Genomic DNA, 13698 nt, shown 5'->3' with positions numbered 1-13698 from the left:
CATCTGGCTGGGCATGCAGCGCATCCTGGACTTTGCCGCCGGCATCAGGTTCTCACGCGAGCTTCAGGCTCAGGGGACTTGTGTATAACGAAATGCCTAAAGCCCCCTCCCTTGCGACATGCCTGCTGAACCGCCGCTGCCGGGCGGTTTCCTGTCGCTGCAACATGACCGGCCTTTCGTGCTCGACGACGGCGCGTCAAAGTCGCTGCATTTCACGCTGGGCGAGCTGCAAAGCCGCATGCGCCTGGACAGCCCTTGCACTCTGGAAGTGGACTACACCCGCACCATGATGGGCTTTTTGCTGTTCAATCCGTCGCCTGCACACATCGGCATGATCGGACTGGGCGGTGGCTCGATCGCCAAGTTCTGCCACCATTTCCTGCTTGCCAGCCGCATGACGGTGCTGGAGATCAACCCGCATGTGATCGTGCTGCGCAACGACTTCCAGGTGCCGCCGGACGATGAGCGTTTCGAGGTGCTGGCGGCCGACGGCGCGCTCTATTTGCAGGCCTACGCGCCCTGCTATGACGTGCTGCTGGTCGACGGCTTTGACCTGGGTGGCCAGCCCGCTGGTCTGTGCAGCCAGCCCTTTTACGACGACTGCCTGGCGGCCCTGCCGGACGGTGGCGTGCTGGTGGTCAACCTGCATTACGACCATCCCGACTATGCGTTGCTGGTCGGGCGAATTCGCCGCAGCTTTGGCGGCAACGCGGTCGAGATCGTGACGCTGGAAAAGACCAACAGCATTGTTTTTGCCCGCAAAGGCGCAGCGATTTCCTCGAAGGGCTTGCGTCTGGCCGACAGCTTGGTGCGGCTGGATGCCCGGGCGCGGGCAATCCTGAAGCCCGAACTGGCGCGCATGCTCTGGCAGATGAAAAGCCTCGACACGGGCGACGACGGCTAAGCGCCGGGCTTGTTTCAGCCAACCGTCGAGGTCGGCTGTAGGAAGCCTTCAACCGGCGTTTGCGGCCTTGTCTGACGCCCTGGCTGCAGTCTGACACGCACACTGTTGACAACAGCGCGCTTGTGCGCTCTTTTTCAACTAAAAAGGCATCGTCATGAGTGAAAAAACCGCATCCGTCCATTGGCAGGGTCAGGGCAAAAAAGGCCAGGGCCAGATCAGCACCGAAACCAGTGCGCTCAAGGCGTATCCCTACGGATTCGGCAGCCGCTTCGAGGATGACCGGCGCGGCACCAATCCCGAAGAACTGCTGGGCGCGGCGCATGCGGCCTGCTTCACCATGGCGTTCTCGTTTGCCTGCGACAAGGCCGGATTTGCCACCGAACTGGTGGACACCCAGGCCAAAGTCCGCCTGGCGAAAGAAGGCGACGGTTTTGTGATTGACCGTATTGCACTGACCCTGTCGGCCGTGGTTCCGGGCATCAGCGAAGACCAGTTCCAGCAGATTGCCGAACAGGCCAAGAAGGACTGTCCACTGTCCAAGGCGCTGGCCAGCGTGCCCGAGATCACGCTGTCGGCCAGGCTTGAAAACGCGCGTTGAACGCCATGGCGCTGAAGACCAATTTTTCGTTCAGGGTTCAGTACACCGCGGGTTCAAATACTGGCAAAGCCCAGCGCGACGAGTTCATGGACTCGCTGCAGGCTACTTTGCAGCAACTGCTGGCGGCGCAGGATGCCGAAGCCGAGGTGCTGGTCAGCAACGGCCAGCGGGGCGACGGTAACAAGCTGGTGGAGTTGACCACCACGCTGCAGGATGCGCAGCTTGCCCATATCCTGAAGGAATTTTCCGAGAAGAACGGCGTCAGCGTGACGGCTTTGGAATAGCGTCCGAATCAGGCCGGCACGGTCAGCAGTTCGAGCAGACGCGTCAGCGCATGGGCCACGCTGGCCTGGCGCACAGCAACGCGGTCACCGTCGAAACGTTTCATTTCAGTCACCGTGCCGGCCGGCGTGGTCCAGCCGAACCACACCGTGCCGACCGGCTTGTCGGCACTGCCGCCACCGGGGCCGGCAACACCGGTCACTGCCACCGATGCCTGCGCTTGCGAGCGGGCCACGGCGCCCTGAGCCATCGCCCGCGCAACCACTTCGCTGACGGCGCCGTGGCGCTCGATCAGCGCCGCATCAACGCCCAGCAGTTCGGTCTTGGCGGCGTTCGAATAGGTGACGAAACCGCGTTCAAACCAGAGGCTGGAGCCGGGCAGATCGGTGCAGGCCGCTGCGATCATCCCGCCGGTGCAGCTTTCGGCCGCTGCCATCAGCCAGCCCTTTTTTTGCAAAATATCAGCCAAACAGGCTGTTGGCGCAAGCTGGACGGGTGCGAGCAGCTCTGGTTTTGATAGTAAAGTGTTCATGCGAAAAACCGCCACAGTGCAATCACCATCAGCGCGCAGCCGGCAGCCACCAAGTCGTCAAACATGATGCCAAAGCCGGCAATGCTCCAGGCACTGCGGTGTGTGGCCGGGTCCACGCCGTGCGACAGCCGGTCGGCCCAGCCCACCGGGCCGGGCTTGGCAGCGTCGAAATAGCGAAACAGCGCAAAGGCCACGGCCTGGCCCAGCAACCCTGCCGGATTGATCAACCACAGCACGGCCCAAAAGGCGACGATCTCGTCCCAGACGACGCTGCAGGGGTCAAGCACCCGCAGATTGCGCGCGGTGATGGTGCAGACCCACCAGCCCAGCGGAATCGACACGGCAATCAGCCAGCCGATCTCTGCCGGCGACAGCCAGCGCTGCAGCAGCAGAAACGACAGCCAGGCCCACAGCGTGCCGGCTGTGCCGGGGGCGAGCGGGCTCAGGCCCGAGCCAAAGCCCAGTGCCATGAAGTGCGCCGGATGCGCCAGCATGAATTTGACGGTGGGCCGCAACGGGGCAAGCCTCGCAGGGTCAGACGGCTGGCTGGCTACCCGCACAGGGTCAAGAGGCAGTTCGTGATCAAGCATGTCGGGATTATCACGAAGATTGGCTGGATTGGGCATGCGCCAGCAACGTACCTTTACCCGCCCGAGATCCAAACTCTCCTGGGTACGTTGCGGATGAGCGCAGCGCATGGCAGCAAAACCCATTGCCCGCCCGCGACAAACGACCAGTAGCTTGTTAGAACATATAGGTTTACTTATTGCATTTCTTGACTTTTAAAAAAATAAATCCGACGCGGTTTTCTACCTTGCTGACTTGAAATTAAAAGTAATTATTTTTTTAAATTGATTAAAAAAAGAATTTGACAAATTCAGTCAAGCAAATTCACTGCAAGCAAAAAAATAATGGTGAGAGCCATTTTTATGGCTTGAGACCACTGTGGCAGGTCATCAAACGCCTGCTAAAAAACGGTTTCTTCACCAAGTTTTCATCAGCTGTTTGACCTTTTTATTCGCATTGGGCGCCTTGCCTGCAATGGCCCCGGCTACACAGGACAGGCTATTTTTGGCAAGCGCCACTACCCCTTTCATGGTTACTCCGAACTGGCAATGCGAAAACCGTAAGCACAGTGCGAATTTGAAAAATTGGGCCCTTGATGATTTTTTCAAATTTAGACTTCCTCCAGTCCTACACGTTTTGCGAAAAATTCTGACGCCTTCTCAGGAAGCTTGGCTTGATTGAACAAGAGACGTGATGGGTTGAAAAATGGCTTGTTTCATTTTTGAAGGGGTAGGAAATGTACCTGTCAACCCAGGCTTCGCCGCAGCAGTTGCGGCAGGCAGAGCAGGCGAGGCGCAACCGCCAGGACATCGTCAAGGCCTTGTCCCAGGGGCAGGTCTCGCGGCGTGATCTGCTTCGGTGGGGCGTGTTCACGGCGGGCGGCGGCCTGGCGCTTAAAAACGGCTTGAGCCCATTTGTCGGCAATGCCTACGGAGAAATTCCGACGGGCGTTCCCCGCTCGCCGCTGTTTGGCGCGGCCAGTTTTGACATGCCCATGCCGCGATGCGACCTGATGGAGCGAAAGAGCCTGAGCGCCCTGACCCCCTCGCCGCAACAAGCGGCGAACACCACCCCGACCAAGGTGGCCGGGCCGGACGGCATTCTGGTGGACGGACCCATGGAGGGCCGGCCCCCCGGACCGATCTGGGCGCACCAAGGGTGGGATCTTTTCCCGCCGAAAATAGCGGTCGAGCAATGGCAAAAAGGGGCTGAATCCTGCCTTGACTACCGCCCCGGCGTGAACTCCTATTCCAACTGCGACATTGACCCGGCCATGGCGGTCAGGCCCTGCTTTCACCGCCGGATGCCCGATCAAAGCGCGCAGGCCTTCTGGAACTTCGGCGGCACGGTGCCGCCCAAGCTGTTGCAGGGCCGCTATGGCGAGCCTATCCTGTTCAGGCACCACAACGCACTGCCCGCCAAAGTGAGCGCGAACGCCGGATTTGGCCGCAACACCCTTTCCACGCATGAGCACAACGGCCACCACGGGGCCGAAAGCGACGGCTTCACCGGCGCCTTCTTTTTTCCGGGGCAGTATTACGACTACCACTGGCCCATCGTGCATGCGGGGTTTCGCACCATCAACACCAATGCCACCGATCCGCGCTGCGGCGCACCCGATGGCAATGGCGGCATCACCAAGCTGCCGGGGGACTGGCGCGAGACCATGAGCACGCACTGGTTTCACGACCACATGTTCAGCTTCACCTCGCAAAATGTCTACAAGGGCATTGCCGCAATGTTCAACCTGTACAGCTCGCTGGACCGTGGCAACGAAGCCATCAACGATGGCGTCAATCTGCGCCTGCCCAGCGGCACGGCGAAAGACTGGGGCAACCTCGAGTACGACGTCAACATCATGCTGTGCGACAAGGCGTCCGGCCAGGACGGCCAGCTGGCGTTTGACATTTTTAACTTTGACGGTTTTCTGGGCGATCTCATGATGGCCAACCTGGCCTACAAGCCGTATTTTTATGTCGAGCGGCGCAAATACCGCTTCCGCTTTCTGAATGCGTCGGTGTCACGCTTTTTCAAGCTCTCCCTGAGCAATGGCGCGCCGATGATCCAGATTGGCAACGACGGCAACCTCCTCCCGCGTGCGGTGCAGTTGAGCCAGCTCGACGAGATGGGCATTGCCGAGCGCTATGACATCATCATCGATTTTTCCAACTACAGCGACGGCACCAAGATTCACATGGTGAACCTGGCCGAACACAGCGACGGCCGGCGGGTGGCCAAGAATTTGTCGCTCAGCGAGGCACTGGCAGGCAATTCGGCCGACCCCTGCGTGGGCAAATTCCTGGAGTTCCGGGTGCGCGGCACGACCCGCGCGGTGGACAACAGCCGCGATTTCAGCAAGCCCGGCGGCATGGACCTGATTCCCAACCCGGACCTGAGCAAGATCCCGGTCGCGCGTCAGCGCACCTTTGAATGGGGCCGGGGCGCCTCCCAGACCACCAAAGACCCGGTGTCTTCAGCGCTCGGCCCCTGGGGCGTGAAAGTCGATGGCGGCACCATGCTGGCGGCGGACTTTGGCCGCACCTCTGCCGCGCCCAAGAACGGCACCCGGGAAATCTGGACGCTGGTCAATGGCGGCGGCGGCTGGGACCACCCCATCCACATCCATTTCGAGGAAGGGCAGGTGCTGGCCCGCGACGGAAGCGCCAGCAAGGTGCCGCCCTGGGAACGAGGCCGCAAGGACGTGTACCGCTTGCGCCCTGGCGGCAGCATCACGATCACCATGCAGTTCCGGGACTGGGGCGGCATGTTCATGGAGCATTGCCACAACACCGTGCATGAAGACAACGCCATGCTGCTGCGCTGGGACCTTGACCGAGACGGCACCGCCGTGCTGAACCCGCTGCCAACGCCCATTCCCAAGCCCACGGGCGTGACGTTCCTGCCGCCGACCGACCGGCTGCCCACTGCCGGCTGACACGCCGGTTTGCCAAAAACCGTTCCCATTTGCCCCGTCTTGATTCTGGAGGTCAGCCATGCGAACCGATCAGCTATGGAAAAGAGTCGTGCGTCCCCTGCTTGTCACCGCGATAGTCCTGCCCGCAGTGATCGCCCCGCTCCTGGTGCTGGCGGTGGTCCAGGGACCCACGGTGCCGGTCCTGGTCGATGGGACTGTCAGTTCCGACACCGAAAACATCGCGTTTGGCGGAGAACTGACGATTTCCACCCGCGTCATCGACGACACGGTGTTCAATGGCCCGACCATGCTGGAAATGGTCATTGACTTCAGCCGGGTCAAGGGCCAGGGCAAGGCAAGCGGCAAGAAATTCACCAGCGAAGCCCAGGTGATCGTGCACCGGCCCTTGCTGGCTTTCGATGAGGTCGAGGTGATCTTTCCGTACACGCAGGGCAACGACGTGCATGCGGCCCGCTCGGCCATGGTCACCATCAGTGCTTCGCTCAGTGCCAAGTCAGGCATCGTCCTGACGTCAAAAATCAAAAAAGTGCCGCTGGTGTAATCCGGCAACCACCGGGCAACCACCCGGCAATCGCCTTGCGGCGCCATGCACCCCAAGCCACTGCCTGCCTAACCCAGGGAATCTTTCTCATGGCCATGCTTTTACTCTGCTGGAAAGCCGCGCTGAAAGCGATGCTGGTGGCCATGGCATTGGCCCTTCCGTGGCAGGGCGCCATCGCGGGCAACCAGTGGGGCGCGGACTATTTTCCGGACATCGTGCTGACCACGCAGGACGGAGACAAAGTGCGGTTTTACGACGACCTGGTCAAGGGGAAAAACGTCGCCGTCAACGTGATCTACACCAGTTGCAGGGACGAATGCCCCCTGGAAACAGCCCGCATGGCCGAAGTGCAGCGCCTGCTCGGCGAGCGCATGGGCAAGGACATCTTTTTCCTGTCGATCAGCATCGACCCGGAAAAAGACACGCCGAAGGTGCTCAAGGCCTATGCAGGCAAGTTCGGCGTCGGTCCCGGCTGGCTGTTCCTGACGGGCAACAAGGGCGACATCAAGGTGCTGACCCGCAAGCTCGGCCTGTCGCGCAGCAGCGACGCCTTCAGCAAGGACGGCCATGCCAGCAGCCTGATGCTGGGCAGCGATACAAACGGCCAGTGGATGCGCAACTCGGCCGTGGACAACCCGCGTTTCCTGGCCACAACCATGGCGAACTTCTTTGGCTGGAAAGACGTGGTGCCCACGGCCAGCTATGCCCAGGCGCGGCCGCTGGACCTCGGCAGGGCGCAGTTCACGTTTGAAAGCCGCTGCGCTTCGTGCCACACCATTGGCCAGGGGGACCGCATCGGGCCGGACCTGAACCAGGTGACCGTGCGCCGCAGCCCGGCCTGGGTGGCGCGCTACCTGAAGGAGCCGGAAAAAGTTCTTGCCGAAGGTGACCCGAGCGCCGTGGGGCTGTCCAAACGCTACCAGCAGGTGCGCATGCCGAACCTGCGGCTCGGCGATGAGGACGTGGCGGCGCTCATCAGGTATCTGGACGAGCAGGGAAAGGTTGCAGTTACGGCGCAGCAGGCCGCCCCGCCTCAACACAGCCATCAGCACAAGGAAGCCGGCCGCTGAAAACGAACTTTCAATCCATCTATTTGACACAACGGGCAGGCTCAGGCCTTGCCGCTGGCCGAGGCGTTTACTGGCCCGCTTTGACCCGCAACGAATGACCAGCAACACAGGAGTTTGTCATGCAAATAAGAAGTCCATCTCCATCGAGCCGCTTGCTCACATGGCCAGAGATGCGCGCAAGCGTCACCGAACGGAAGCTGAAAGCAGCTGGCAACAGTGCTGATTCACGTGCGCGCCTCTTTCCGCGATCTGATCCTTGGGCGCAGTTGCCTGCCCTGGCCGCGGGCCTGACGATCGGAGCGTCATTTCTGGCCCGTCTGTCGCCAGCCGTTTCTAACCCTCCGAACGGTGGACAACAGCTTTCTCAGGAAGGTATTTCGATTCCACCAACACAACGGGAATGCATCATGGAATTCAATATCTATCAACGATTCACCAAATGGATCTCACGCGCTGCGTCCAGGCCGGGCGCGCGCTGGGGCAGGCAAGCGTCAATCACTTCGGATTCCAGGCAACAAGACCTTCACGCACGGGGGGGCAAGCCGGGATTGGCAGCCCCGGCCCTGCTGGGGATGGGGTTGGCGCTGGCTTGGCTGATGGCTGTCGCGCCGCTTGCTTATGCCAAAGGCGGCGTTGTCAGCACGAATGCCATCACCGTCGGACCGGCGACGCTTGCGGGCGGCCCGGTGCCGTTCGACATCACCGGCGCCATTCAGTCGCTGACGGCCACCAACCCCAATGACCCTTATTCCGGCGGCACTATCGTCGTCAACGGCATTACCGTGATAATCCCGGCCAACCTGGTCGTGACGCTGCCGGCCGCCTACAAAACGGTTGGCCAGCTCTTCCTGGACTCGCCGGTGGCTGGGTCCGGGCTGGCCCTCAATGACCCGGTCCCGCCCATTGCGGCTTATGAGGCCAGCATTGCAGGCAATATCGTCTATGGCGAATACCGCGCCGGGCTGGTCAGCATCGCCCCGCAGTCGGCGAACACAGCCAACGGTTTCATTCGCAGCATCAACTACTACACTGGCGTGATGTGCGTCGGCAGTACGCCCGGCCCCTGCGGTGCCAGCGATGCGCGCGTGATGATCAACGACACGGATGGACGCTATGGCCTGGCCAATGGCATGGGCAGCAAGGCATCACCCGACAAACGCTTTGGCGTCGACTCCGACAACCCGACCATTCATGCTGCATCGGGCTACCCGATGTGCCTGCCGCGCGTGGCACCGCCCGCTGTGGACAGTGAATGCCCCATGAGCAACCGCCTGCAGGTATCGCCCGGCGTGTTCGGCACCACGTTCGTTATGGACAGCAATCCCCTGATTCCGCCTTCGCCCTTTGTTGGCGGTGCGGTAACGCCTTGCCCAACCTGCAACGCCACGAAGCAGGCACCGCTGGTCGTCGGTGACTACATCGCCTATTCAGGTATTCTGGCTCGCGACAACTGGGGGGGCATTTATGTCGCGGCCTATTCGATTGAAGCCAACGTCGGCATCTTCACGCCGATCGGCAAGACGCCGTTTTACATGTACGTCGATGCTCCGCTGATCACGACTGGGCCGGCCATCTGCCCCGCCAATGCCGAATGCCAGGCCCGGCTGCGCACGACGATTTTCATGACCGACCCGAGCCGCACACCTGCGATGTACGCGGTTGACGAAAACGCGGCCGGTGACCGAACCAGCCGCGCGCTGCCTTCCACGCTGGTCAATACCGCCGTTCTGGGTCGCTTCGTCTTCCACACGGAAAAAGACACTCGGGTTTTCGGTGGCGCCAATGGCGTAACGCGGGAAATCATGGGCCGGGTCGCCGGCGTAGCCGATAACACACCCGTTTTTTACGGCACGACGCCGAACGTACCCCCCGCCATGGTGACGGCCAACGGACTGGTTTACGGACAATACGTGTCACCGGTCGGCGAATACATCTTTCCCGAGCCAAATGTGGGCGGCGCCGTGCTGACGCCCTACAACTTCCGCTGCTTGGCGTTTCTTGCCAAAGGCTGGGGACAAGGCGGAGCGCTGAAGTACATCAATCCACTGTCCCCCTTCCCCGAAGCAGCAGCGCCTGCCACGGTCAATTGCGCGTTCTGACAGCGCCGCTTTGCCGGCGTTCAGCAAAGCCTTGTTGAACGCCGGCTTTCTTGTGCAACTGCAACAAGGAATGATCCCGGGCGTTGGTGCAGCAGGCGCCTTGCCAGTGCAAAGAAAGTTGCTTGGAGCCCCCTCAAGCGGGCTCGAATAAAAGGGAAGAAGGAAACCGAAATGACTGCATTCAAAGTGACTGTGGCGCCAGGTTGCGGGACACGGCAAACGGACTGGACTCACCCGGGCCATTCACCCAGTCCTGGAGGGCCGAGGCGGCGATTCGCCGGCCGGGTGCACATGAAGGTTCCGCTGCTGATCGCCGGCGCACTGGGCGTCATGCTGTTCGCAGCCAGGGTACCGCAGGCAGTGACCCCGCTCAGCGCCCTGGATTTGAGAACCGTCGCTGTGCCCGGACCTTCGCAGGCCGTCCTGAACGAATACATTGTCGACAAGACGGCGGCCATCCAGCTGGGCAAGGCGCTGTTCTGGGACGTTCGCGTGGGCAGTGACAACAAGACGGCGTGTGCCAGCTGCCATTCCAGCGCTGGCGCTGACACCCGCACAAAAAATCAGCTCGACCCGGGTCTGCTGAGGCGAACAGAGTTTCTGGTACCCAATCCCGACAAGACGTTTGAATTGGGCAGTGGCCCAAATTACCAATTGAAAGAAAGCGACTTCCCATTCACGCGTTTTCTGACTCAAAACTGGGAGACCAACAATCCGAACGACCGGGTCGATGTCAACGACGTGGCGTCGTCGCAAGGCGTCTTCAATGGTGAATTCAAAAGCATCGACGTCACCAACAAAGGGGCCGATGCCGACCAGTGCGACTACAAAACGGACCTGGACAATTTTCACATGGGCAAACTCAACAGCCGGCGGGTCGAGCCCCGCAACACGCCGACTGTCATCAATGCCGTGTTCAATTTCCGCAACTTCTGGGACGGCCGCGCCAACAACGTGTTCAACGGCGGTGATCCTTTCGGCCTGAGAAATCCGAACGCCCTGGTCTGGAAAAAAGAAGCTGGCATTCTTCGCAAGGTCAATGTGGCGATTGAGTCATCGTCGCTGGCCTCGCAAGGCTCGGGCCCGCCCGGGTCTGGAACGGAGATGAGTTGCAGTGGCCGCGCATTTGTCCATATTGGAAAAAAACTCCTGAAGCAGAAGGTTCTGGACGGTCAGGCTATCTCGCCAGACGACAGCGTGCTCGGGGAATTCGCAAAGGGCCGACCTCCGTACCAGTCGCTTGTCAAGAGGGCCTTCAACCCCGCCTATTGGCAGTCGCCCGACGTGGTGCGCTTTAGCCAGGCCGATGCCCGGGAGCGCAAGTCCATGGACCTGCAAGCGCCGGCGCCGTCCTTCAACAAGCAAGGCGATGAAAAAGTTAGCCAGCTGGAGGCCAATTTCGGTTTGTTTTTTGCACTTTCCCTGCAGATGTACCAGTCAACGCTGGTGTCCGACGACAGCCGGTTTGACCAGTATGCAAGGACAGACGGGAATTCCGACAAACTCAACAAGGACGAGCAAGCCGGATTTGCAATTTTCCAGGGCAAGGGGCATTGCATCAACTGCCACGGCGGCGCCGAGCTGACCAATGCCTCGTTTCGCAGTGTCATTGACAAGCGCCTGGAAGTCATGGTCATCAATGGCAGGAACAAGACCTATGACAACGGCTTCTACAACATTGGCGTGCGCAAGACGCTGGATGACATCGGCATCGGCGGGACCGATGGCTTTGGCAACCCATTGTCCGAAAGCTTGCTTTTTCTCAACGGAAAGTCCAGCCTCCTGGGAAATAGCTTTGATTCCAGCAAATACGCAAGCTTTCCCAAGGAGGTGAATGTCAATGGTGCCTTCAAGACCCCCGGGTTGCGCAATATCGAATTGACCGGGCCTTATTTTCACAATGGCGGCAAGTCCACGTTGATGCAGGTGGTAGACCATTACAACCGGGGCGGCGACTTCGGCAAGGACAACCAGGAAAACCTCGACGTCGATATTCAGTCTCTGGGCCTGAGCGAAACCGAGAAAGTCAATCTGGTGAAGTTTCTTCTGACCTTGACGGACGAGCGCGTGCGAATGGAAAAAGCGCCATTCGACCATCCTTCTTTGTGCATGCCCAATGGGCATACCGGCACCGGAGAACCCTCATCCTATGGAATGAACGCTGCCGATGACAAATCTATTTGCATTAACGAAGTGGGCCGGCAAGGCAATGCCAGTGGAATTCTGCCCTTCATGAATCTTTCACCGTTTTCTCACTAGGTCTTTTGCAGACCCAGAACCTCGGCGACTTGTCATGACTACACGCAAAGGAAACACCATGATTGATTTTTTGACGAAAATTTCTCAAGCCCGGTCAGGACTTGCCACTGGCCACGGGGCGGCGTCGTCCGCTCTGGCAGGGCTTGTCACCAGCATGGCGATACTCGTAGCGGGCGCGGCATCGGCGCAGAACATCGACAACCCGCCGCTCCTGCCGCAAGACATCACCGTCTTTCCGGAGCGCGATTTCACGTCGATCAGCGGGTTTGCGCCGAACGCCGACCTGCTCGTGCAGCTCCGGCGGGGCGGGGTGGTCAGCGATGCCGTGGGACGCACTGATGCGACCGGCTTTCTGGAGGTGAACCACCCGGGCGGCTTGTGCTGGAGGACCGTCACGCCCGACATCGTCCCGGCCGACGTGGTGCGGGTCACCTACCGCGATACCGCCAACAACCGCTTGAATGTGCCGACGGTGGTCATCGGTTCGGGTGCGGCGGCCACGACGCAGAACGTCACGGCAACGCAAGCCTTCGATGCCGGAAACGGCACCGTGGTGATCAAAGGCAAAGCCCAGCTGGCCAATGGCAACCGCATTGCGCTGAACCGGCTCGAAGTCAGGATCGTCAATCCTGAATTCATAGGCACGCCGGGCAGCCGCATCGGAAAGCGCGACATTCGCGCCGACAGCGCTGGCGGGCGCGTGGACGGTACCAATGGCAACCCGATCCCCGGGACCCGCGGCACGCTCGTCTATGACGGCACCGCCACCACGTTCACCGCCGTTTTCAGCGGCCTCAATGCAGATGAACGCCTGCTGGTGGTCGAAGGACAAACGCGCGTCATGGGATGGCAGCAGACCACGGCGGCAGGCGACCGGCTCGGCATGACCATCTACGAGGTCGGCGAGTCCGGTGGTCCCGGCATGGGCGGTTGCCCGCCCGGCCCCAATGGCGTGGTGGCTCCGCAGAACCCGAATGCGCCGGTGTACTACCTGCCAGCCAATCTGCTCGATGCGTCGCTGCCCACCAACCAGTTCGCCTTGAAAGATGTCACCGTGTTTCCAGAGCGTGACTTCATCTCGATCGCGGGGTTTGCGGCAGGAACCGAGCTGCAGGTCGTCGTGCGCAGAAACACGTTGGCCGCGCCGATCATCGGCACAGCCCGGGGTCTTGTCGGTAGGGGTGGACTGTTTGAGGTCAATCATCCCGGCGGCGTGTGCTGGAGCGGGCAAACGCCGGACATCCGTGCCGATGACATGGTCGATGTGTTCAGTGTGGTGAGCATGCAGTTCCAGGCCGGGCAGAGCCAGCGGGTGATCAACACCAAGGTCACCAAGTCCGCATTTCTCAGTCGCGACGCCAGTGGCGCTCTCGATGGCAAAGTGCGGGTCAATGGAAGCGCCGCTGATGCCAGCGGCGCGCCCCTGCCGCTGGGCTTGACGGAGCAGCGGATCATCAATCCGGACTTCACCACGACCCGCATCGGTCGGCGCGACATCCGTGCAGACACCAGCGGCGGGCGGGTGGAAAACGTCCCGGGCGGCTCTGGAAACCTGTTCCAAACTGGCACGGGCAGCGACTGGAGGGCGATTTACAGTGGATTGAACACCACCGAGCAGCAACTGGCGGTGGCCGGGCAGAGCCGTGCAATGGCCTGGCTTGCCACGAATGCCAATGGCGACCGGTTTGGCATGACGATTTTCGAGGCGGGCGAGGTGGGTGGTCCAGGCATGGGCGGCTGCCCATCCACGGGCTACGCTTCGATTCCGCTGCCGACCACAACGCCTTGACCCGTTTGCGCTGTCCAGTTCAATTCGCTTCGATTCGCGTACTGGGCAGCGGGCTGCGCCGGACCGTTGCGACAACGGTTGTCGTGGTCCGCCAATCTTGCAGGCGGACGCGAAACTGAAGA

At 60.7% G+C, this 13698-nt stretch carries 11 protein-coding genes; 9 read left to right on the top strand and 2 right to left on the bottom strand.

The genetic code is table 11. The features are described 5' to 3' along the window. The first annotated feature begins 118 nt into the window (after positions 1–118). The 3 genes from IWX87_RS18355 (at position 119) to IWX87_RS18345 (ending at position 1786) form a co-directional block, all read left to right on the top strand. A complete protein-coding gene (locus IWX87_RS18355) occupies positions 119–904 on the top strand; it encodes a transferase (RefSeq protein ID WP_196864956.1) in 786 nt (261 codons plus the stop codon). 154 nt (positions 905–1058) lie between these two features. Beyond that, positions 1059–1502, top strand: a complete 444-nt coding sequence (locus IWX87_RS18350) for an OsmC family protein (protein WP_196864955.1) — start codon at positions 1059–1061, stop codon at positions 1500–1502. Positions 1503–1507: 5 nt separating this feature from the next. Further along, positions 1508–1786, top strand: coding sequence for a hypothetical protein (locus IWX87_RS18345; protein WP_196864954.1), 279 nt, complete (start codon positions 1508–1510; stop codon positions 1784–1786). Positions 1787–1794: 8 nt separating this feature from the next. Here IWX87_RS18345 and IWX87_RS18340 read toward each other — a convergent pair whose 3' ends face one another. Both IWX87_RS18340 and IWX87_RS18335 read right to left on the bottom strand, forming a co-directional pair. Further along, positions 1795–2316: a CinA family protein gene (locus IWX87_RS18340; RefSeq protein ID WP_196864953.1), complete on the bottom strand. Its 522-nt coding sequence runs from the start codon at positions 2314–2316 to the stop codon at positions 1795–1797. Then, positions 2313–2810 (bottom strand): phosphatidylglycerophosphatase A, encoded by a 498-nt coding sequence (locus IWX87_RS18335; RefSeq protein WP_231374913.1) that lies wholly within the window; start codon positions 2808–2810, stop codon positions 2313–2315. The genes IWX87_RS18340 and IWX87_RS18335 overlap by 4 nt, the downstream gene beginning before the upstream one ends. A gap of 809 nt (positions 2811–3619) precedes the next feature. Between IWX87_RS18335 and IWX87_RS18330 the strand changes: the two genes are divergently transcribed. From IWX87_RS18330 to IWX87_RS18305, 6 genes are all read left to right on the top strand, one after another. After that, positions 3620–5818 carry a multicopper oxidase family protein gene (locus tag IWX87_RS18330; RefSeq protein WP_196864951.1) on the top strand — a complete coding sequence of 733 codons (2199 nt, stop codon included), beginning with the start codon at positions 3620–3622 and terminating at the stop codon, positions 5816–5818. Between the two features lie 58 nt (positions 5819–5876). Next, on the top strand, positions 5877–6359 hold the full coding sequence (locus IWX87_RS18325) for a hypothetical protein (protein ID WP_196864950.1): 483 nt from the start codon (positions 5877–5879) through the stop codon (positions 6357–6359). Between the two features lie 89 nt (positions 6360–6448). After that, complete coding sequence (locus IWX87_RS18320; RefSeq protein ID WP_196864949.1) at positions 6449–7429, top strand: SCO family protein; 981 nt, start codon at positions 6449–6451, stop codon at positions 7427–7429. Between the two features lie 407 nt (positions 7430–7836). Then, positions 7837–9528, top strand: coding sequence for a hypothetical protein (locus tag IWX87_RS18315; protein WP_196864948.1), 1692 nt, complete (start codon positions 7837–7839; stop codon positions 9526–9528). Between the two features lie 291 nt (positions 9529–9819). Then, on the top strand, positions 9820–11787 hold the full coding sequence (locus IWX87_RS18310; RefSeq protein ID WP_231374910.1) for a cytochrome-c peroxidase: 1968 nt from the start codon (positions 9820–9822) through the stop codon (positions 11785–11787). A 58-nt stretch (positions 11788–11845) separates the two neighbouring features. Continuing rightward, positions 11846–13576: a hypothetical protein gene (locus IWX87_RS18305; RefSeq protein ID WP_196864946.1), complete on the top strand. Its 1731-nt coding sequence runs from the start codon at positions 11846–11848 to the stop codon at positions 13574–13576. The last annotated feature ends 122 nt before the right edge of the window (positions 13577–13698 follow it).

It is taken from the genome of Polaromonas sp. CG_9.7 (genome assembly GCF_015752205.1).
Taxonomy (GTDB): Bacteria; Pseudomonadota; Gammaproteobacteria; order Burkholderiales; family Burkholderiaceae_C; genus Polaromonas.
The sequence above is the reverse complement of the archived record's forward strand: the minus strand, read 5'-3'. Positions and strand labels throughout refer to the sequence as shown.